21 protein-coding genes and 1 pseudogene are annotated in these 20,279 nt (G+C 42.6%); 17 read left to right on the top strand and 5 right to left on the bottom strand.

Going from position 1 to position 20,279, the window contains the following annotated elements; all coding sequences use genetic code 11:
* Positions 1-86: 86 nt before the first annotated feature.
* Together MTN95_RS16245 and MTN95_RS16240 are read left to right on the top strand one after the other, a co-directional pair.
* Complete coding sequence (locus tag MTN95_RS16245) at positions 87-998, top strand: ring-cleaving dioxygenase (protein ID WP_105992053.1); 912 nt, start codon at positions 87-89, stop codon at positions 996-998.
* An 11-nt stretch (positions 999-1,009) separates the two neighbouring features.
* The gene (locus MTN95_RS16240) at positions 1,010-1,612 is read left to right on the top strand and encodes an alpha/beta hydrolase (RefSeq protein ID WP_248339020.1); all 603 of its coding nucleotides are present in this window, start codon (positions 1,010-1,012) and stop codon (positions 1,610-1,612) included.
* Positions 1,613-1,657: 45 nt separating this feature from the next.
* Here the strand turns inward: MTN95_RS16240 and MTN95_RS16235 are convergent, their stop codons facing one another.
* Complete coding sequence (locus tag MTN95_RS16235) at positions 1,658-2,266, bottom strand: nitroreductase family protein (protein WP_024121749.1); 609 nt, start codon at positions 2,264-2,266, stop codon at positions 1,658-1,660.
* 129 nt (positions 2,267-2,395) lie between these two features.
* On the opposite strand from MTN95_RS16235, the gene yodB reads away from it, so the two are divergent.
* Together yodB and MTN95_RS16225 are read left to right on the top strand one after the other, a co-directional pair.
* The gene (gene yodB, locus MTN95_RS16230; RefSeq protein WP_024121748.1) at positions 2,396-2,734 is read left to right on the top strand and encodes a transcriptional regulator YodB; all 339 of its coding nucleotides are present in this window, start codon (positions 2,396-2,398) and stop codon (positions 2,732-2,734) included.
* 181 nt (positions 2,735-2,915) lie between these two features.
* Entirely contained in the window at positions 2,916-3,182 is a 267-nt protein-coding gene (locus MTN95_RS16225) for a hypothetical protein (protein ID WP_024121747.1), read from the top strand.
* A 90-nt stretch (positions 3,183-3,272) separates the two neighbouring features.
* Here the strand turns inward: MTN95_RS16225 and MTN95_RS16220 are convergent, their stop codons facing one another.
* Positions 3,273-3,662, bottom strand: a complete 390-nt coding sequence (locus MTN95_RS16220) for a tautomerase family protein (RefSeq protein WP_024121746.1) — start codon at positions 3,660-3,662, stop codon at positions 3,273-3,275.
* 363 nt (positions 3,663-4,025) lie between these two features.
* Between MTN95_RS16220 and MTN95_RS16215 the strand changes: the two are divergent.
* Together MTN95_RS16215 and MTN95_RS16210 are read left to right on the top strand one after the other, a co-directional pair.
* Positions 4,026-4,126 (top strand): annotated as a pseudogene (locus MTN95_RS16215) (transporter); the annotation flags it as partial.
* A 99-nt stretch (positions 4,127-4,225) separates the two neighbouring features.
* On the top strand, positions 4,226-4,459 hold the full coding sequence (locus MTN95_RS16210) for a hypothetical protein (protein WP_044155524.1): 234 nt from the start codon (positions 4,226-4,228) through the stop codon (positions 4,457-4,459).
* A gap of 32 nt (positions 4,460-4,491) precedes the next feature.
* Here the strand turns inward: MTN95_RS16210 and MTN95_RS16205 are convergent, their stop codons facing one another.
* Positions 4,492-4,947: an Hsp20/alpha crystallin family protein gene (locus tag MTN95_RS16205; protein WP_105955016.1), complete on the bottom strand. Its 456-nt coding sequence runs from the start codon at positions 4,945-4,947 to the stop codon at positions 4,492-4,494.
* Between the two features lie 98 nt (positions 4,948-5,045).
* Here MTN95_RS16205 and rarD point away from each other — a divergent pair, with 98 nt between their 5' ends.
* From rarD to bshB2, 4 genes are all read left to right on the top strand, one after another.
* Positions 5,046-5,942, top strand: a complete 897-nt coding sequence (gene rarD, locus MTN95_RS16200; protein WP_024121741.1) for an EamA family transporter RarD — start codon at positions 5,046-5,048, stop codon at positions 5,940-5,942.
* A 74-nt stretch (positions 5,943-6,016) separates the two neighbouring features.
* Positions 6,017-6,295: a hypothetical protein gene (locus MTN95_RS16195; RefSeq protein ID WP_105955017.1), complete on the top strand. Its 279-nt coding sequence runs from the start codon at positions 6,017-6,019 to the stop codon at positions 6,293-6,295.
* On the top strand, positions 6,292-6,642 hold the full coding sequence (locus MTN95_RS16190) for a YojF family protein (RefSeq protein ID WP_010334594.1): 351 nt from the start codon (positions 6,292-6,294) through the stop codon (positions 6,640-6,642). Before MTN95_RS16195 ends, MTN95_RS16190 begins: the two co-directional genes overlap by 4 nt.
* 19 nt (positions 6,643-6,661) lie before the next feature.
* Positions 6,662-7,327, top strand: coding sequence for a bacillithiol biosynthesis deacetylase BshB2 (gene bshB2, locus MTN95_RS16185; RefSeq protein ID WP_024121739.1), 666 nt, complete (start codon positions 6,662-6,664; stop codon positions 7,325-7,327).
* Positions 7,328-7,359: 32 nt separating this feature from the next.
* Here the strand turns inward: bshB2 and rsbRC are convergent, their stop codons facing one another.
* Positions 7,360-8,208, bottom strand: a complete 849-nt coding sequence (rsbRC, locus tag MTN95_RS16180; protein WP_248338986.1) for an RsbT co-antagonist RsbRC — start codon at positions 8,206-8,208, stop codon at positions 7,360-7,362.
* 15 nt (positions 8,209-8,223) lie between these two features.
* Complete coding sequence (locus tag MTN95_RS16175; protein WP_248338985.1) at positions 8,224-9,582, bottom strand: MATE family efflux transporter; 1,359 nt, start codon at positions 9,580-9,582, stop codon at positions 8,224-8,226.
* Between the two features lie 275 nt (positions 9,583-9,857).
* On the opposite strand from MTN95_RS16175, the gene cdaS reads away from it, so the two are divergent.
* From cdaS to sucA, 7 genes are all read left to right on the top strand, one after another.
* A complete protein-coding gene (gene cdaS, locus MTN95_RS16170; protein WP_105992058.1) occupies positions 9,858-10,472 on the top strand; it encodes a sporulation-specific diadenylate cyclase CdaS in 615 nt (204 codons plus the stop codon).
* A gap of 243 nt (positions 10,473-10,715) precedes the next feature.
* Positions 10,716-11,933, top strand: a complete 1,218-nt coding sequence (locus MTN95_RS16165) for a macrolide family glycosyltransferase (RefSeq protein WP_248338982.1) — start codon at positions 10,716-10,718, stop codon at positions 11,931-11,933.
* A gap of 397 nt (positions 11,934-12,330) precedes the next feature.
* The gene (locus MTN95_RS16160) at positions 12,331-13,566 is read left to right on the top strand and encodes a C40 family peptidase (RefSeq protein WP_105992060.1); all 1,236 of its coding nucleotides are present in this window, start codon (positions 12,331-12,333) and stop codon (positions 13,564-13,566) included.
* A 142-nt stretch (positions 13,567-13,708) separates the two neighbouring features.
* The gene (locus MTN95_RS16155; protein WP_024121733.1) at positions 13,709-14,299 is read left to right on the top strand and encodes a superoxide dismutase family protein; all 591 of its coding nucleotides are present in this window, start codon (positions 13,709-13,711) and stop codon (positions 14,297-14,299) included.
* An 87-nt stretch (positions 14,300-14,386) separates the two neighbouring features.
* Complete coding sequence (locus MTN95_RS16150) at positions 14,387-15,277, top strand: AAA family ATPase (RefSeq protein WP_202853922.1); 891 nt, start codon at positions 14,387-14,389, stop codon at positions 15,275-15,277.
* Positions 15,278-15,287: 10 nt separating this feature from the next.
* Entirely contained in the window at positions 15,288-17,204 is a 1,917-nt protein-coding gene (locus MTN95_RS16145) for a vWA domain-containing protein (RefSeq protein WP_202853923.1), read from the top strand.
* A gap of 228 nt (positions 17,205-17,432) precedes the next feature.
* Complete coding sequence (gene sucA / locus MTN95_RS16140) at positions 17,433-20,267, top strand: 2-oxoglutarate dehydrogenase E1 component (RefSeq protein ID WP_105955025.1); 2,835 nt, start codon at positions 17,433-17,435, stop codon at positions 20,265-20,267.
* Positions 20,268-20,279 lie beyond the last annotated feature (12 nt).

Genomic DNA, 20,279 nt, shown 5'->3' with positions numbered 1-20,279 from the left:
TAATTAAATCACATGGTTTGCATCCTGCACATTATAGGTTTAAAATAATAAATATCTCGAAACCAAGATAATTTAGGAGTGAAAAGATGAAAACAGAAGGATTGCATCATGTCACAGCATTTGCCAGAGATCCGCAAGAAAATTTGCGATTTTATACAGAAGTGCTCGGGCTTCGGCTTGTCAAAAAAACAGTGAATTTCGATGACCCGGGAACATATCATTTTTACTTTGGGAATCAAAATGGAGATCCAGGGACCATTATTACCTTTTTCCCGTTCCAAGGAAGCGGGCAGGGGACGGTAGGGAAAGGCCAAGCCGGCCGGATTTACTTTTCAGTCCCTAAAGGCTCTCTGGCTTTCTGGAAGGAACGCCTTCAAAATAATGGACTGAATGCAGAGGAGAAAATGCTATGCGGGGAACACGCGCTGATCTTTGATGATACAGAAGACCTTCCGTTAGCAATCATGGAAGACGGCGAAAGCGGAAAAAGCGAGTGGACACCTGACGGCATTTCAGAACATGAAGCCATCACCGGAATGAGAGGCGTGCTGCTGTACTCCTATGATCCGAAAGCAACGATTCAATTGTTAGAGGAAAGCTTCGGATACAGCAAAGCAGCGGAAGAAGATCAGATCGTTAGACTGAAATCCGCAGCGGCTGTCGGAAACGTGATTGACGTTCATTTGCAGCCGGAAAAAAGAGGCGTCGGCGGTTATGGAACAGTTCATCATATAGCGTTTCGGACAACGAGTGAGGAGCAGGCCAAGTGGCAGCCAATGATTGCTGAAAAACATCTCCCTTCATCAGAAATTCTGGACAGGGAGTATTTCACATCAATTTATTTCAGGGAAAAAGGCGGCATCCTATTTGAAATTGCCACAGATGAACCAGGCTTTATGACAGATGAAACGTTTGATGAGCTGGGGACATCCTTAAAGCTGCCTGAATGGCTGGAGCAACACCGCAAACAAATTACAGATATTTTGCCTGAATTGTAGGAGGGGACATGATGAAGCATATTTTTGAAAAAGGGACATCTGATAACGTTTTACTGCTGTTACATGGAACCGGAGGAAATGAGGATGATCTCCTTTCATTGGGCCGTTTTATAGATCCGGATGCTCATTTGCTCGGGGTCAGGGGATCAGTGCTCGAAAATGGAATGCCGCGCTTTTTCAAACGCCTTAGCGAAGGTGTATTTGATGAAAAGGATCTCGTTGAGCGGACAAAAGAATTGAAAGATTTTATCGACGAGGCGGCACAAACGCATCAGTTTGACCGGAGCCGGGTGATTGCAGTCGGCTACTCAAACGGCGCAAATATCGCGGCGAGCCTGCTTTTTCATTATGCGGATGTTTTAAAGGGGGCTATTCTGCATCATCCTATGGTGCCGATACGGGGGCTTGAGCTTCCCAATATGACAGGGCTTCCTGTTTTCATTGGGGCGGGAAAATATGATCCGCTTTGCACAAAGGAAGAATCGGAAGAGCTTCACCGCTGTTTGCTTGACAGCGGGGCATCTGCTTCAGTTTTTTGGCAGGATGGTGGCCATCAGCTCACACAGCATGAAGCTGAACAGGCTCGCCAATGGTACAAAGATACGTTTCAATAAAAAAACCTTAGTCCGTGTTTATCCGGACTAAGGTTTTTCTTAGATTTACAGCCAAGTTGATACTTTTGATAGAGGCAAGCGGTTGCTTTGGTGTGCAGGTTTCACTGCTTTCCCGATAGAAATAAGCATAACCGGAACATAGCGCTCGCTGATATCAAATTCCTTTTGGAACTGCTCCTTATTAAATCCTCCGATTGCGCAGGTGTCATAACCTTTCGCTTTTGCGGCAATCATAAGCTGCATAGCAGCCAATGAAGCATTTAAGAAAGCGGAATCGCGTGCAAACTGTTCACTTTGGTAAGCACCGTTAATTTGGCCAAGAAGCGTTTGTTTGATTTCATCCGTGATGAAACCTTGGTTTGCCAGTTCAGCGTAAACGTCTTCACCGTTTTCATTCGCTTTTAGATCGCCTAAAATGGCAACGACAGCAGAAGATTCAACAATTTGTTTTTGGTTATATGCTACAGGCAGAAGAGCCGCTTTTGATTCATCGCTGTGGAAAACTGTAAAATGCCAGTGCTGCAGATTCCATGCAGAAGGCGCTTTAGTGGCGAGCTCCAAAAGATCAGTCAGTTCCTCTTTAGAGATCGGGGCATTGGTATCATATTCCTTAACAGATGCCCGTGCTTGCAAAATGTCCAGAGTATCAGTCATAATGTTTCCTCCTTCGGGTAAACGTGGTATGATAATAGAAAAGTTAGAAGCTTACTAAATGTAACTTGAAAGATAATTTTAATGGATCAGTGAATACTTGTCAAACAATAGATGAAGGGATGAAGACTAGTGGGAAATACAATGTGCCCTAAAATGGAGTCAGCTTTCTCATTGCTGGGAAAACGATGGAACGGTCTGATCATCCATGTACTAATGGATGGGCCGAAACGATTTAAAGAGATAACGGAAACCATACCGATGATCAGCCAAAAAATGCTGGCAGAGCGCCTTAAAGAGCTAGAGCAAAACGAAATTGTTGAACGCCGGGTTCTTCCCGAGACACCGGTAAAAGTGATCTATACGCTGACTGAAAAAGGAACCGCGCTGCAAGCCGTATTTCAAGAAATGCAAGCGTGGGCCGATCAATTTTGTGAGCCTGGTGTTACAGTGTGCGAAGAAGAGAAATAATGGAAAGAAACAGAGCATCCGCAGAAAGGGTTTGTGTCAGTGAGAAAGTCATGTAAGTGGGTCATACCGTTTACATGACTTTTTATTTTAGGAGCCATGTTATGAATCAGCTTTTATTTTACATATATAAAAAGAGATGTTAGGATGATGTCAACATACAAAAATAGGAAAGGATCCTTCCGTGAAAAAGTTACTAACAGCTATCCTGTTGTTAATGGGAATCATCATTTATCTTGTTGTTCAAATCAGCAAACCGGAGCTCTATCTGCCTGAATTTTATATATACGATCAAAACCCTGTCAGCTTTCATTGGAATTACATAGGAATCGAAACTGGGTATAAAAAGGGAGACCCTGATTCTATCCACCAAATCTGGATCACACCGTTATATTTCGTTTTGCTGGCTGTTTTCATTCTGGTTATTTCTGCTTTTTTGAAAAAGAAATAAAAAAAGAGAGGTCTTGAATAAGGATCTCTCTTTTTTATTTCATTGATGGCCATTCGCTAAGTGTAAAGCAGATGAAGAAGTTTCACCATCTTATAACTTACCATTCAAAAATTGTGCCTCGCCGAGCCCGAAACTCCAATCAGCATCACCGTTTTCCGTAATGGAAACCATTAGGTCTTCCGGGGAAATACCGCATTCTGCTTCTAGTTTTTCAGCCAGCAAGGCATATAATTTCTCTTTTTGGCTCTTTGTTCTTGTTTTACTTGTAATGCTGATCACGATCAAATCCTTGCTTCTATGAAATCCTAATCCGGTATCGTGAATCACGAGCTCATTCGCGGGGTGCTGGTGCACAATTTGATATCGGTCACTCTCCGGCACGCCAAACGCCTCTACCATCGCTTGATGAGCAGTGTCTAATAGCGATTGTAATGCTTTTTGATCACGGCCTTCTATCAGATCGAAACGTAATAATGGCATTTGTATTCCTCCTTTTGTAACACTGATTTTATCAGCATGTTATCACATTGTTTTGTTATCTGAAGCCAATTGATAGATAAAAAACATAACATATAACCAATAATTGATCAATATATAACTATGTTGTTGTCTGACAGCCTATGAAATCATAAATATTCTTGGCAGCAATTGATTAGGAGATTAGCATGAAATAATAGTTGATCAAAAGATGATAATTATATCACCACGAAGATCCTATTTCGTTAAAAATGAAAACATTTTCTAACAAACATCCGGAGAATTGTCAAAAACAACATGAAAATGGAGGTTAGCCATGCCGATTTTTATCATTGCTGCCGGGGTTTTTATTTTGTTATTTCTGACGGCTTGAGCATGAAGGAAACGTTTCAAACATGGAGGCTGCTCACAACGGTCCTCTCAGTACAGGACTGGGCTGTGTTTTATTGGCCGGACTATTTTTGTAATAATGTTTTATCAGTAAAAATCAATATAACAATAGCCCAATCGTTTTTCTTCCTGGATGAATACCTTACATATAGGCAGACATAAAGGAGGAAATAATCATGTACCCTCAACACTCGTATTATCGCGGGAACCCAGGTCCGGCCGGATACCCGGAACGAAACCCTTTTTTGTTTGGCGCTCCTTTAGTCGGCGGTTTATTAGGCGGTTTTCTTGGGAGTGCTCTTTTTAATTATCCGCGTCCCTATGCGTATCCGCCTGTTCCTTACGGTTACGGAGGTGCGCCATACGGCCCCGGAGGACCGTATGGCGGAGGTTATCCCGGTTTTTATTAGCAAAAACGGCCTGCTTCTGTGCAGGCCGTTTTTTATCGCATAATTTCTACCTCGGACATATTGTAGTCCTGCTGTTTATGAAACATGACTTCTAGATGGCTGTCTTTATATACGGCTTTCGTTCCTTTCCGCTTGACAAGACAGGGAAGATTTACTTTTTTAGGATGGGACAAACCCGGGAAATGTTCAATCAGTAATGTATGAGATGTATGTTTAATTTTGAGCTGTTCCAGCTGGCTTTCATTTACTGAAACCTTTACAAACACATGGTCTGCTGTTTCGAATATATCTATATCAGGTTCGGTGCGCTGTGTTTTTTCTTTAGTCGGGAGAGGATCGCGAAATGGAAATTGAGCCGCGTAATCACTTCCGAACACACTTTCCATTACACTGTTTACATAATGCTCAACCTCTTTTGGATCGGCCTTTTTTAATGCTTCCTTGGAAAATTGATTTTGGAAAGGAAAGTACTTGTTCCACTCAAACATCTTCATCACACCTTTCTTCACGGACAAAATAGTATATGCCTGCTCGATCTTTCACGTGATATAATATAAGATGCTCTAAAGAAAGGCAGGGACAAAATATGCATCATTCAGAAACAAAAAAAGGCGTTCTTTACACAGCCGTTTCCTTTACGATGTGGGGGCTGTTTCCGCTTTATTGGAAGCTTCTTGAACAGCTGCCGGCACTTGATATTTTAGCTCACCGTATCATTTGGTCTTTTGTTTTTATGTGTATCGTGCTTTTTTTCTTGCGTCAATGGAAAACGGGGTGGCATGAGCTGCGGTCTTTAAAAAAGAACGGAGGCATACTATCTTTATTTCTCGCTTCAATTCTCATTTCGGTTAACTGGTTTGTATACATATGGGCTGTCAATCATGGATTTCTGCTAGAAGCAAGTCTTGGCTACTACATCAATCCGCTTGTGTCAGTTCTTCTCGGCATTTTGTTTTTAAAGGAAAAGCTGAATCGCCTTCAATTGGTTGCAGTTTCGATAGCGGCAGCCGGCGTTATTATTTCTGCGTTTCAATACGGCTCCATTCCGTACATCGCGCTGTTGCTTGCATTCAGCTTTGGCTTATACGGATTTACCAAAAAAAGAACAAGTCTTTCAAGCGCTATCGGTTTAACACTCGAGACATTCATGATTATGCCGATTGCATTGGGGTATTTGCTGCTTAGCGGCCATATTCAGCCTGCGGGTGCAGAAAGCGGCGGGGCATGGGTGCTTCTCTTTTTTGCCGGTGTGTTTACCGCGCTGCCGCTCTTATTGTTTGCTGAAGGGGCGAAACGGCTGCCGCTGTATCAAGTTGGTATATTACAATATATTGCACCGACCATCACCTTGCTGATCGGGCTGTTCATTTACCATGAGCCATTTTCAAGCTCGAAGGCATTTACCTTTGCCTGTATATGGGCTGCATTAGTCTTGTTTACGTTTTCACAAGTGAAATGGAAACGAGCATCAAAAAGTCATTGAGCCTTTGGCTTTTCAGTTTGAGTATATATTATGTATAATCATTTCATGTATGTAAGACATAAAGGAGCAGGACGATGGACAATGATATAGAAATAGTAAAAGCATACGCCTCGCTATGGAACAGCCGCTCTTTCTCAAACGAAGATGCAGAAGCGATTACAGAGGCAATTGATCTTGAGCTTTTGGATAAGAGAACACATCCGAGACTCCGTAAACCTATGCTGGAAAAATATTATGCCGCTATACAGCGCATTGTGAATTCACAGCTGGAACCGGCTGTCAAATATCAACTGGTCAAATTACATACAGAACGCGTACAGTATCTAAAAGAAGAAAGAGGGGAGCAATTATGAAAGCAATCATAAAAGAAGATGTGCAAGCATCTTTAGAACGATATGCGGACCGCCCTGTATATATCCATTTAGAAACCACAACCGGTTCTTACTCGGCACATTTAAATGAAAAAAACATGACGGTTGTTGCTTATATACGCAATGCGAAGGTAACCTATCATCAAGCTAAAATCAAAGGGAGCGGGCCTTACCGGGTCGGCTTAAAAACAGAAGAGGGCTGGATTTATGCTGAAGGCCTGACTGAGTACACAGTAGATGAAGAAAACCGCTTATTAATGGCAGGACACTTGCCGGGCGGGAAACTGGCTATTTCACTTCAAATCAGTGAAAAACCGTTCACAGTTTAAAGAAAAGGGTGAAAAAATAATGAAAGAACACGTGCTTGTAATCCTGCCTCACCCTGATGACGAATCATACGGTGTGGCGGGTCTGATTGCTTTAAACAGAAAAAAAGATGTGCCCGTTACATATGCTTGCGCTACGTTAGGCGAAATGGGCAGAAATATGGGTGATCCATTTTTCGCTAATCGGGAAACCTTGCCATTATTAAGAAAACAAGAGCTTATCAACGCCTGCAAAGAAATGGATATTAATGACTTGCGAATGCTCGGACTTCGGGATAAAACGCTTGAGTTTGAAGACGATGAATATTTAGCTGATATCATGGAAGAAATCATAGATGATGTAAAACCAAGCTTAATTGTCACATTTTATCCGGGACATGGCGTGCATCCTGACCATGATGCATGCGGGGAAGCGGTCATCCGCGCATTGTACCGCAAAAAGAAAGAAGACCGTCCGCGCACACTATGCATGGCTATTACACGCAATAGGGAAGAGGTGCTTGGCGAAGCAGACGTCGTACTTGATATCAAAGAAGTGGCAGATATTAAAATGAACGCGTTAAGAGCTCATCGCACCCAGACGGAAGGTATGCTCCGAGAGCTTGAGGAAAAACTGAAAAACAATGAACCTGTTATGGCAACATGGTTTGAAGAAGAAGTGTATTGGACATATCAATGGAATGATTAAAAAAAAGAAGGTATAAGGCCCTTGAGGGGACCTTATACCTTTTTTAATTTCAAGTCAGATGCAATCGCTGATGCAAGAGTAGATCTCAGTGAGATGTCCTCAAAAGACAAACCGAGCTGAACCGCGGTTTGCGCAATTTCCGGGCGGATCCCCGACAATGTGGATGAAACGCCGATCAAACGCAGCGCCTCAATCAGACTGAACAGCTGGTGGGCAACCATGGTATCAATTACCGCTACTCCGGACAAGTCAATGTAAAGCTGCGTCACCTTTTTTTTCGCACATTGATTCAATGTATTTTCCATGATCAATTTAGCGCGGACGGTATCAATATCACCGATTAACGGAAGCAGTCCTACACTGTGGAACAGCACGATCACCGGGGCGCTCAATTCAGTGATCATATCCTTTTGGGCTTGAAGCTGAAGGCTTGTGTTTTTGTACATTTCTTCTATAAAAATATGAATCACAAGATCAAACGCCTTAATAAGGGTGTGATACAAATCCTCGGCTTCTTCGCTTTTCACGATATCCTGATTGATATGAACAAAGTCCTTCACATAGGAAATATACAAGTCTCTCACTCTGACAAACTCACGGATAATATAGTGGATAGGCGTTTTTAAATGCTCTTGATCCTGGGTGACTTCAAATGCCCAGGCTTTTAGAATGGGCAAGTATACCTCTTCTTCATCTATAAAGATACGGCTGATCTTATAATTGAAAGCAAGATTCTGGCTCTTTAAATTTTTAATGACGGCCGGGTCTGTTGATGCATAGATTGAATTCGGATCAGTTTCTTCGATTGTTTCATACCATGTAGAACTTATTTCTTCTGCATGCTGAGACAGATACTCATATAATTTCTGATTTTGTGCCATGTCATATCACCTCTTTTAAAATTCCTGTTTCAATAAATAACGCTTCTGCAGTTTAACCAGCCTGAAAAACAGCCCGACTGCTCCTGCCGCTAGCCCTGCAATTAACCCGATCCAATAACCGAACGCGCCAAGTCCTGTAAACGTGCCGACCGCATAACCGACAGGAAGGCCGATAACCCAATAAGAAATAAAAGCGGCTGCAAGTGTATAATTGACATCTTTATATCCTCTGAGGGCGCCCTGAATAGGTGCTGCCACAGCATCGGAAAGCTGAAAAAACAGCGCGTAAATTAAAAAGTGCTGCGTTAGCCGGAGGACATCCGGATCAGAGGTGTACATACCTGCGATTTGCTCTCTGAATAAAAGGATACAGGCAGCTGTTAACAAAGAAAAGCCTACTGCCATCATGATGCCGATAAAGCTGTAAGAGCGAGCGTCTTTAAAACGAGCTGCTCCGGCCTCAAACCCGACAACTATCGTTAAAGCCATGGACACGCTGAGCGGCAGCATATATAAAAGTGACGCAAAGTTCATGGCGGCCTGATGGGACGCGATGGTCACTGTATTGAAATGGCTCATCAGCAAAGTGACAGCCGCGAAGATACTCGTTTCAAAAAACACGGCAAACCCGATGGGCAGTCCGATTTTCAGCATATTTTTGCACGCTTCCCAAGAGAACTTATACATGATAAGGAAAATGCCATATTCAGAAAACGGCGCTGCTTTATGAATGATGATAAAACTGATGATACAGATGCACCAATACGTAAGCGCTGATGCAATTCCGGCGCCGACTCCGCCAAGGGCAGGCATGCCGAATTTTCCGAAAATAAATACGTAGTTTAACACAAAATTAATCGGCAGTGAACATAGTGTAATCATCATGGTCACTCGTGTTTTTCCTAATGAGTCAATGAACGATCTCAAAACGGTGTAAACAAATAAAGGAAAAATCCCCAAAGATAAAAACCCTAAAAAGTGCTTAGCAATGTCATATACGTGAGCCTCAAGGTTCAATCGGGACAGAACAGGATCAACTATTCCATATCCAACCGCTAAAACGGCAATGCTTAGAAGCGCGGCCACATATACAGCCTGTAAGACAGTAAAGGGAATTTGTTTGGTGTTATCAGCACCTAATAGTTGTGCGACAATCGGGGTGACAGCCATTAATATACCTGCCAGTCCAGTATAGACAGGCGTCCAAAGACTTGATCCAATGGCCACACCGGCTAAATCGGCGGCGCTGACTTTCCCTGACATCACCGTATCTAAAAAGGTCATGAGAGAAAGCCCCGCCTGCGTAATTAAAATCGGAATTAAAATGTGCAAAAGCTGTTTTATCTTTTGTCCGGCGTTTTTGGTTTCTTTCATACATTGATCCCCGTTTCTTTATCATAACGAGAGAAATTATAACATTTTATGTATAAAAAGCAATGAACGCCTGGCCTATTCTTTTTTTGTCGGCTTCGTTTTTCTAAACATTTGGGCATAAATAAAAGAAAGCGAAATAACGCCTAAAAAGGTGCAGATATATTGAATGATTCTTTCCATTTCCATTCTTTACATACCTCCTTTACCAATAGAATGTACATCAATAAGATAAGCATGCGTGCAAAGTTGAAAATATGAAAAGGAGATGAAGGCCCATGCATTACGAACAGATGACAGAAAGTGTATTCACGGCAAAGATACAATCGCATTTAGAACAGATATTAGGGGATGCTTCTCTTATTTTGAAAACGTTACACGAAAAAGATCAATGCCTCCTTTGTGAATTGGATGACTTGGGACGTATTTTTCAGAATATGCACGGCATTGCCTCATCCTTTTATTTGCAATCATACATTGAACAATTTACACCGTCATTTGTGGAACTGGCCAAGGCGATTAAAAATTTATCGGAAAATAAGCATGGCGCGTTAATTGTCATTGAAAGGGCAGACCCGGTTGACAAATTTATTCAAAAAGGAACATCGCTTCATGCAGAAATCAGTGCTTCATTAATTGAAAGCATCTTTTTCCCGGGAAACCCTCTTCATGACGGCGCTTTATTAGTGAGGGATCATACACTCGTCTCAGCCGGAAACGTTCTCCCGCTGACGACACAAGAAGTGGATATTCATCTGGGAACCAGGCACCGGGCGGCTTTGGGGATGTCTGGATATACAGATGCGCTTGTGCTGGTTGTTTCTGAGGAAACAGGCAAGATGTCGTTTGCGAAGGACGGTGTGTTATATCCGCTCATCTCACCGAGAACATAAAAATAAACAAAAGGACCTGAACAGCTTTCGTCTCATGAGACAAAATGACTGGAATAGAACTCTTTTTTAAAAGCATTCATGCCATACTGAATGCTTTTTTTCTTGAAAATAGAAAGTCAGGAAATGTAACCTAGTATAAAAGTTATATTGGGTTAATATTAATAAAGTTAAATACTTTACCTGATTTTGTATTTATAGTACTGTATAAAATATTACATAAATTTTAATGGGAGGGTGTGCCGCATGGCTAATGTATTAATGATCGGTTTTCCGGGAGAGGGCCATATTAATCCGTCTATCGGTGTAATGAAGGAGCTGAAATCACGAGGAGAAAACATTACTTACTATGCAGTAAAGGAATATGAAGAAAAAATCACCGCGCTTGATATTGAATTTCGTGAATATAACGATTTTAGAGAAGAATATTTCGGAAAAAACGCAACTGGTAATGAGGAAAGAGATTTTGCCGAAATGATATGCGCCTTTTTGAAAGGGTGTAAGGACATCGCCATCCATATTTATAATGAAGTGAAAAACGAATCATATGATTATGTCATATATGATCACCATTTCCTGGCCGGTAAAATCATTGCCAATCTGCTGAAGCTGCCGAGATTTTCATTATGTACGACCTTTGCAATGAATGAGGATTTTTTAAAGGAAATGATGGACACCTTCAACAGCAGACCATTTGAAGACTCACCTTATTACGAATCCTATCAGCAGCTCGCAGAAACCTTAAATGCCGAGTTTCAAGCGGGGATTACCAAGCCTTTTGACGTTTTTTCGTCCGATGGAGATTTGACGATTGTCTTTACGTCAAGAGAATTTCAGCCAATGGCTGAGCAATTCGGAGAACATTATGTTTTTGTTGGTCCTTCAATTGCAAAAAGAGCCAAAAGCAATGACTTTCCATTCGATGAGATTGACAATGAAAACGTGCTTTTTATTTCTATGGGAACCATTTTTAATAATCAAAAAGAGTTTTTCAACCAATGTCTCGAGGTGTGCAAAGACTTTGACGGAAAAGTTGTGCTGTCCATTGGGAAACATGTTAAACAAAGTGAGTTAAACGATATTCCTCACAATTTTATTGTCCGCCCGTATGTGCCGCAGCTTGAAATCCTGAAAAGAGCCAGTTTGTTTGTCACCCACGGCGGAATGAACAGCACAAGCGAAGGGTTATATTTTGAAACACCGCTCATTGTCATTCCGATGGGAGCTGATCAATTTGCTGTCGGAAAACAGGTGGAACAAGTAGGTGCGGGGAAAGTGCTGAAAAAAGAACAGCTGTCTGAAAACCTTCTGAAAGAAACCATTCAAGAAGTGATCAGCAATCCTGTTTATGCTGAGAAAGCAAAAGCAATTGGTCAGTCACTGAAAGCAGCAGGCGGTGCTGAAAAAGCTGCCGACAGCATTCTTGAATATGTTAAACACAATACTCAATCAGCTAACGTATAGTGTATACAGCCTGTTCATTTGAAATGGACAGGCTTTTAACTGTTTCGGAAAGCTGGGCAGAGTTGCAGTCAGAAGAAGGGATTTGACACTTTGATAGAGAATTGAAAGAAAAACAGACAGGAAAGGAGGAAAATCTGCTTCTTTCATCAGCATAAACCAATCATTTTACCCCCGCTTAAATAGTTCCTTAGACTTTCGATAAACCTATACAAATTATGTAAAGTATTAGGTGTTTATCTAGAGTTTTAAGCTCGAACGAAGCTGAATTTGCTGCCGGATCTATAAAAATTTGTTTATAACGCTAAAAAAGTGACGATAAAACGTATGTGTGCCATTTTTGGAAACAGAATACTAATTATTTCTGTTTGTCTCATAAAAAGTTTAGGAGGTTAAATGAATGAAAAAGAAGATCGTAGCCGGCTTGGCTGTTTCCGCAGTTGTTGGGTCATCGATAGCAGCAGCACCCGCGGACGCAAAAACGATAAAGGTGAAAAGCGGTGACTCTCTTTGGAAACTTTCGCGCCAGTATCATACGAGTATTTCAGCACTGAAATCCGAAAACAAATTGAAATCGTCAATGCTTTATGTCGGCCAAAGCCTTAAAGTTCCTGAAAGCAGCAAAAAAAGCAAAACATCCTCATCAAACTTAAGCAAAACGTCAACATACACCGTAGCATATGGTGATTCCTTATGGATGATTGCCAAAAATCATAAAATGAGTGTTTCAGAGCTTAAAAGCTTAAACAGCCTGAGCAGTGATTTGATTCGTCCCGGCCAAAAACTGAAAATTAAAGGGACAAGCAGTTCAAATGGTTCGAATGGGCAGAAAAAAAGCAACGGTTCAAATTCTGCAGGCTCATCAAAAAGTACATATACTGTAAAGCTTGGTGATTCTCTGTGGAAAATCGCAAACAGTTTAAATATGACGGTGGCCGAATTGAAAACCTTAAACGGCTTAACATCAGATACGCTTTACCCTAAGCAAGTATTAAAAATAAAAAAAAGCAGCTCATCCAATAGCGGGAGCAGCGGTTCCAAAAAGCCGTCAAACTCAAATTCTTCAAAAACAACTACATACAAAGTGAAATCAGGCGATTCGTTATGGAAGATTGCGAATCAACTGGGCGTCACTGTGCAAAGTATCCGTGATAAGAACAATTTGTCTAGTGATGTTCTGCGAATCGGGCAGGTTCTCACGATTTCAGGAACGACTAAATCAAATAATTCCAATAAGACAGTCCCGAAAGACAAACCAGGATCAAACGTTCAAATTGGAACAAAGATTGACAGAATGATAACAGAGGCAAAAAGATATGTCGGTGTTCCATATCGCTGGGGCGGAAATACGCCTTCCGGTTTCGATTGCAGCGGCTATATTTATTACCTCATTAATAAAGTATCATCTATTTCAAGGCTGAGCACGGCAGGGTACTGGAATGTGATGCAAAAAGTCAGCCAGCCGTCAGTCGGAGACTTTGTTTTCTTTACGACGTATAAATCCGGACCGTCTCACATGGGGATTTACTTGGGCGGCGGCAATTTTATTCATGCAAGCTCCGACGGTGTGGGCATTTCTAATCTCAGCAATTCGTATTGGAAACAGCGCTACCTGGGAGCACGAAGCTATTTTTAAACTTTGAGCATCAACATTAGACAGACGGGGCGTTTGGGCAGACGTCCTGCTGCCCTAATGTAAAAGCCTTTTAAAAGGCTTTTTTTAGTTTATATCGGAATATGATTGACCAGACTGTTAGAAAAAACAAGGGGGAGACAGCATGAATCGTTTCTTGCTCCTTATCGTGCTGGCGGCACTGGGTCTTGCGGGATGCAGTCAGGAAACACCTCCCGATCATCCGCGGCGGGTACCGGAAAAAAAGGTAATAGAAACCTCAGCGTTTCGTCATCAGATTCAGCTGGTCAATAGAGAAGGCAAAAAAGTCGGGTTTATTGAAATAAAAGAGTCAGAAGACGAAGGGCTCGATTTTCACATCTCAGCACACAGCCTGACACCTGGGGCTTCACTCGGGTTTCATATTTATGAAAAAGGATCGTGCGTCAGGCCGGATTTTGAATCCGCGGGCGGACCCTTTAATCCGCTGAACAAAGAACACGGCTTCAATAATCCGATGGGACATCATGCCGGAGATCTTCCGAATCTTGAGGTCGGCGCAGACGGGAAAGTAGATGTTATTATGAATGCGCCTGAAACCTCTTTACAAAAAGGAAGCAAATTGAATATTCTCGACCAGGATGGCAGCGCGTTTATTATTCATGAACAGGCTGACGACTATTTGACGAATCCGAGCGGAAATTCAGGAGCGCGAATTGTCTGCGGAGCGCTTTCTGGCAATAACGAGAAACAGTAATATAGCGGGAGCCCTTTTGTATTGAGCATACAGGGGCTTTTTTAGTATACTCGTTAATGGAATACGAATAGGAAAGGAAACCTGTCTATGACATCTCAATTGCAGCACTTAACATTGCCGGAAGATATACAAAATAAGCTTTTATCATATAAAAGCAAGCCGATTTCTCCAGAATTTCAATCGCTTATCGGGACATCAGGCTATGAGGCGGAGGATGAAGCCATTTTATTCGATGCCATTATCGCATTAGCGATGGGGAAAAATATCCTGTTAAAAGGACCTACAGGCTCAGGTAAAACTAAGCTGGCAGAAACATTGTCCAGCTATTTTCATAAACCGATGCACAGTGTCAACTGCTCAGTTGATTTGGATGCTGAAGCGCTGGTCGGCTATAAAACCATTGAAAATCAATCTGGCCAGGCGACGATCGAGTTTGTCTCGGGACCTGTGACAACGGCCATGAATGAAGGCCACTTTCTTTATATAGATGAAATTAATATGGCAAAACCGGAAACCCTGCCAATCTTAAACGGTGTATTGGACTACAGAAAAATGATGACAAATCCGTTTACAGGAGAAGTCGTTCGGGCAAAAGAAGGGTTTGGAGTCATTGCTGCCATCAATGAAGGCTATGTTGGAACCGTTCCGCTGAATGAAGCGCTTAAAAACCGTTTTGTCATCATTGATGTGCCTTATATTAAAGGCGAGCTGCTGAAACAAGTACTCATGTCTCAGTCTGCCCTTTATGATGAGAAATTGATTGACCGGTTTATCACGCTGTCTTCTGATCTGATCGTTCAGGCCAATAACGGGCAGGTGTCTGAAGAAGCGGCATCCATCAGAGCTTTAATTGATACGTGTGATTTAGCCGCTTATATTCCGCCGCTACGCGCCATCGAACGCGGAATTGTAGAGAAGCTTGACGATGACCGTGAAAAGGCGGCGGTCCGAAATATCGCAGAAACTCTGTTTGAATGAGGGATGTGCGATGAAATTTATCAAATTTAATGACAGCACAATTGACTCGTTTTTATTTATGATGCTGACCGATTTGGCCAAAACGCTCACCAAAAGTGAGGCAGTGGAAGTGGAGTATGGCGTTCAGTCCTACTACAACCCATTTGAAAAAAAAATCTACATGAGCCACTTTTGGAAGGACAGAGCAGCTGAAGATATGGAAGCAGGTCTCAAAAGCGATGTCTACCTTCGATCAGTCGGAACAAAATACAGCTCGCTGCAAGAGTTTGCGAGCCTTTTGAATTATATCCAGCACAATCTTACGTACAAAAGCTTTGCCAAACAGCTGTTTATGCTGCTTGAGGACATCAGAATTGAAGAGTGTATCAAACACGAGCGTCCTGGTACAAAGCATGTATTTGCAAAACGAAAAGACATGTACAGAAAACATTTCTCCACGCAGCTGACTTTAAATTTAGAACGAAGCATTTTTACAGATGCGCTCTTTTGCGCCATGTATGTCAAGCTGACGGCGGAATCGCCTCTGGAAGCCATCCCGTCTATGCGTGATGATATTGATCTGATGCGTCCGTTTATCGAACAGCAGCTCTTGCGTGTGTATGAAGCTGATTCTACACATCACGTTCTGAAAATTGTCGAAGATATCATGGACGGACTTGAAGAGGTGCTTGATAAAGACATGCTGAATACCTACTTCTTTTTGCCTGAGTTAGATTATGCAAAGGCTGCAGAGCAGCCGTTATTTGAAGAAGAGAAAAAAGCGCCGAAGCTGAGTGATGACATAACGCTTCCGAAAAAGTCAGACGGCGATGAAGATATTCACGATGAAGAAATGCCGACTTGGCACCGTGAAACAGAAGCGCCGTCTAAAAGCTTCCTTCAATTTGATATTGAACACGGCGCAAAATCCGATTTAGGAAAAGATGCTTCTCGTGAAGGGGACGATGGAGACCAGGCCCTCGGCTCTGTTCAAGGTTCAGCCAGACAGACAAAACGAAAAGACTATTCCAAACTGGAAGCGCTGGAGTCCAAAAAAGACCAGCCGAACGGCGCGGGTCTTGCCGACGGAAAGGAAAATAAATTCGCGTTTGCGATTTATAAAGAACCGCAGCCTGCAACACAAGATGAAGAGCTTTCTTATAAACAGCAGGCAAAATCGATCGAATCGTATCAGAAGCGTTTGAAACAGATGATTCAAAAAACGCTTGAACACAAAAAAACGCTGCCAAGGACTGACCTTCACGCGGGCCGTCTGAACAACAAGCTTCTCCGTTATTTTACGGAGCGGAATCCGCGTCTTTTTTACAAAAAACAAGAGCCTTCTTCAGAAATTGACGCTGTTTTCACATTGCTGGTCGACTGTTCAGCCAGCATGTTCGACAAAATGGATGAAACGAAGAGGGGAATCGTGTTGTTTCACGAAGCCCTGAAGTCGGTAGCAGTCCCGCATCAAATTGTCGGTTTCTGGGAGGATACAAACGATGCGACCGAAACGAGTCAGCCGAACTATTTTAATACGGTAATTCCATTTCAGTCATCCTTAAGACAGGCGGCGGGACCGGCGATTATGCAGCTTGAACCTGAGGAAGACAACCGTGACGGCTATGCGATCAGGCAAATGACGAAAAAAATGCTGCAGCGGAGCGAGGCGCAAAAATTCTTAATCGTGTTCTCTGACGGAGAGCCGGCCGCATTTGGTTATGAGCAAAATGGAATTGTCGATACAAGTGAAGCAGTTATCGAAGCTCGAAAAAGAGGAATAGAAGTCATAAATGTTTTTCTCTCAAACACGGAAATTGAAGAATCACAAATGAAAACGATACAGGATATGTACGGAAAGTTCAGTATATTTGTCCCGGATGTCGATCAGCTTCCGGATGTACTGTATCCGCTTCTTAAAAAACTGCTCCATAAAAGCATAGGATAACCCTTTATTCTATGCTTTTTGGCGTTTCTTTTTTTAAATGATTAAATTTTTTGTTTTTTATAAAGGTTTTTTACTATTTTGTGAACAATCAAGGTAGAATCAAATTGCAAACAGTGGTAAAATATCGTTGGAAGCGTTTTTATTACATAATTTTGGACACAGCGTTCGAAAGTTATTTTAAGATAGTGAATAAATCACTTGATTATCTAGGTTGGGGGTAATATTCAAATGTTTCAAAATAATATGAAACAACGAATGAATTGGGAAGATTTTTACGGTCCGAACCTCGGCTATGCGCTGGAGCTTTACGATCAGTACACTCAGGATCCGAACAGCATTGATCCGGATCTGAAGGAAATGTTCGACGAACTCGGAGCTCCTCCAAGCGATATAAAAGAGGCATCGGGAACAAAAGAAAAGGGACGTGTTACAGCCGATCTGATACAAAAGATCGCATCAGCAATCAGACTTGCAGAAGATATACGAACCTATGGCCATTTGAACGCTTCCGTCAATCCGCTCAGAAAGGATGGGAAAAAGAGCGAGCTCTTTCCATTATCCGATTACGGGCTAACAGAAGAGGAAATAAAAGAAATACCTGCGTCGGTCATTTGTAAAGACGCTCCTACAAACATTACGAACGGTTTAGAAGCCATTCAATATTTACGAAATACGTATAAAAGAACCATCTCATTTGAATTTGATCATGTACACGACTTTAAAGAGCGTGAGTGGCTGACTCAAAAGATTGAATCCGGTGAATTGTTCCAAAAGAACTCAGCCGAAAAGCTGTCAGCTGTGCTGGAGAGACTGATGGAAGTAGAGGGATTCGAGCAATTTTTACACCGGACCTTCGTCGGGCAGAAGCGTTTTTCAATTGAGGGTCTGGACGCTCTCGTTCCAGTGCTTGATGACATTATTGCACAATCTGTCAAATCAGGTACAACGAGCGTCAACATCGGTATGGCGCACAGGGGCCGCCTGAATGTGCTGGCACATGTGCTGGGCAAACCGTATGAAATCATATTCTCAGAATTCCAGCACGCGCCGAACAAAGATCTTGTCCCGTCTGAAGGATCAATCGGCATCAGCTACGGATGGACGGGGGATGTCAAATATCATCTGGGAGCGAACCGTGAGCTTCATGACGCTGAAACGAAGTCAGCGCGCATTACGCTGGCGAATAACCCGAGCCACTTGGAATTTATCAATCCGATTGTTGAAGGCAGCACAAGAGCGGCGCAGGAAACTAGAACACAAAGCGGATATCCGGTTCAGGATGAAACAAAATCACTTGCGATTTTAATTCATGGAGACGCTGCGTTCCCGGGGGAAGGAATTGTAGCTGAAACATTGAATTTAAGCTCTTTAAAAGGGTATCAAGTCGGCGGTGCGATTCATATTATCGCCAATAACATGATCGGATTCACAACAGAAAGCGCTGAATCAAGATCAACAAACTATGCCAGTGACCTGGCGAAGGGCTATGAAATTCCGATTGTTCACGTAAATGCGGACGATCCTGAAGCCTGTCTTTCAGCTGTTAAGTTTGCGGTAGAATACCGAAAAACATTCAACAAGGACTTTCTGATTGACTTGATCGGGTACAGACGCTATGGACACAACGAAATGGATGAGCCGTCAACTACTCAGCCGATGCTGTATGACGCTGTAAGAAAGCATCCGACTGTCAAACATATTTTCGCGGAAAAGCTCGTTAAAGAAGGGGTGCTTACCGAGGAAGTTGTTCAAAACATTGAAAAGTCAGTAACGAAACGCATAGAAGACGCTTATCAAAAAGTGCCGGCTAAAAAGGAACATATCGCCAGTGAAATAGAACTTCCGGAACCTGTTTCAAACGGCTTTCCGGATGTAGATACATCTATTGATTTTGATGTGCTCCGCAAGCTGAATGGAGAACTGGTCAATTGGCCGGAGTCGTTTAATGTATTCGGTAAGCTAAAACGCATTTTGGAAAGACGGGCCAAGGCGTTTGATGATGACAGAAAAGTGGAATGGTCATTGGCTGAATCTCTCGCGTTTGCTTCCATTCTGAAAGACGGAACACCGATTCGATTAACAGGACAGGATTCTGAGCGCGGAACGTTTGCTCAAAGAAACCTTGTGCTTCACGACAGTGAGACAGGCAAGGAATTTGTGGCGCTGCACCATTTGTCAGATTGTGACACATCATTTGCCGTTCATAACAGCCCGCTGTCTGAAGGATCTGTACTCGGTTTTGAATACGGCTATAATGTGTATTCACCTGAAACACTTGTCCTTTGGGAAGCGCAGTATGGGGATTTTGCCAATGCTGCTCAAGTGTACTTTGACCAATTTATTTCTGCCGGACGAGCAAAATGGGGCCAAAAATCCGGATTAGTGATGTTGCTGCCGCACGGTTATGAGGGACAGGGCCCTGAGCATTCAAGCGGTAGAATCGAGCGGTTCCTGCAGCTAGCTGCTGAGAACAACTGGACGGTTGCCAACCTGACAAGCGCCGCTCAATATTTTCATATATTAAGAAGACAGGCAAAAATGCTGCTGCGTGAGGAAATTCGTCCGCTCGTCATCATGACGCCGAAGAGCCTTCTGCGCAATCCGAATACCGTTTCTGAAGTGCAGGAGCTCAGTGAAAGCCGCTTCCAGCCTGTTTACGAACAGTCAGGACTTTCTCATGAGTATGAAAAAGTAACGCGGCTCGTATTATCCAGCGGTAAAGTATCTATAGACATCAGCGATCATTTCAACAAGTTAGAAGACGGGAAAGAGTGGCTTCACATTGCGAGAATTGAACAGCTGTATCCATTCCCTGCAAAAGGAGTCAAAGAATTATTTGCAAAGCTTCCGAACCTAAAAGAAATCGTTTGGGTTCAGGAAGAGCCGCAGAACATGGGGGCTTGGAGCTACATCAGCCCTTATTTGACAGAACTTGCACCAGAAGGAGTAAGCGTTCAATATATTGGACGAAGAAGACGATCAAGTCCTGCAGAGGGAGATCCGACAGTTCATAAAAAAGAACAGGAACGTATTGTATCTGATAGCTTGACTCGCAAAAACTAAGGGGGAAATGAA

Origin of the sequence: Bacillus sp. 2CMS4F, assembly GCF_023161785.1 — a bacterium.
GTDB classification, from domain to species: Bacteria; Bacillota; Bacilli; order Bacillales; family Bacillaceae; genus Bacillus; species Bacillus halotolerans.
This window is presented reverse-complemented; position numbering and strand designations above follow the sequence as displayed.

Coding starts and splice junctions, on each gene's coding strand:
- MTN95_RS16245 (WP_105992053.1), top strand. CDS start 87: ATGAAAACAGAAGGATTGCATCATGTCACAGCATTTGCCAGAGATCCG.
- MTN95_RS16240 (WP_248339020.1), top strand. CDS start 1,010: ATGAAGCATATTTTTGAAAAAGGGACATCTGATAACGTTTTACTGCTG.
- MTN95_RS16235 (WP_024121749.1), bottom strand. CDS start 2,266: ATGACTGATACTCTGGACATTTTGCAAGCACGGGCATCTGTTAAGGAA.
- MTN95_RS16220 (WP_024121746.1), bottom strand. CDS start 3,662: ATGCCATTATTACGTTTCGATCTGATAGAAGGCCGTGATCAAAAAGCA.
- MTN95_RS16210 (WP_044155524.1), top strand. CDS start 4,226: ATGTACCCTCAACACTCGTATTATCGCGGGAACCCAGGTCCGGCCGGA.
- MTN95_RS16205 (WP_105955016.1), bottom strand. CDS start 4,947: ATGTTTGAGTGGAACAAGTACTTTCCTTTCCAAAATCAATTTTCCAAG.
- rarD (WP_024121741.1), top strand. CDS start 5,046: ATGCATCATTCAGAAACAAAAAAAGGCGTTCTTTACACAGCCGTTTCC.
- MTN95_RS16195 (WP_105955017.1), top strand. CDS start 6,017: ATGGACAATGATATAGAAATAGTAAAAGCATACGCCTCGCTATGGAAC.
- MTN95_RS16190 (WP_010334594.1), top strand. CDS start 6,292: ATGAAAGCAATCATAAAAGAAGATGTGCAAGCATCTTTAGAACGATAT.
- bshB2 (WP_024121739.1), top strand. CDS start 6,662: ATGAAAGAACACGTGCTTGTAATCCTGCCTCACCCTGATGACGAATCA.
- rsbRC (WP_248338986.1), bottom strand. CDS start 8,208: ATGGCACAAAATCAGAAATTATATGAGTATCTGTCTCAGCATGCAGAA.
- MTN95_RS16175 (WP_248338985.1), bottom strand. CDS start 9,582: ATGAAAGAAACCAAAAACGCCGGACAAAAGATAAAACAGCTTTTGCAC.
- cdaS (WP_105992058.1), top strand. CDS start 9,858: ATGCATTACGAACAGATGACAGAAAGTGTATTCACGGCAAAGATACAA.
- MTN95_RS16165 (WP_248338982.1), top strand. CDS start 10,716: ATGGCTAATGTATTAATGATCGGTTTTCCGGGAGAGGGCCATATTAAT.
- MTN95_RS16160 (WP_105992060.1), top strand. CDS start 12,331: ATGAAAAAGAAGATCGTAGCCGGCTTGGCTGTTTCCGCAGTTGTTGGG.
- MTN95_RS16155 (WP_024121733.1), top strand. CDS start 13,709: ATGAATCGTTTCTTGCTCCTTATCGTGCTGGCGGCACTGGGTCTTGCG.
- MTN95_RS16150 (WP_202853922.1), top strand. CDS start 14,387: ATGACATCTCAATTGCAGCACTTAACATTGCCGGAAGATATACAAAAT.
- MTN95_RS16145 (WP_202853923.1), top strand. CDS start 15,288: ATGAAATTTATCAAATTTAATGACAGCACAATTGACTCGTTTTTATTT.
- sucA (WP_105955025.1), top strand. CDS start 17,433: ATGTTTCAAAATAATATGAAACAACGAATGAATTGGGAAGATTTTTAC.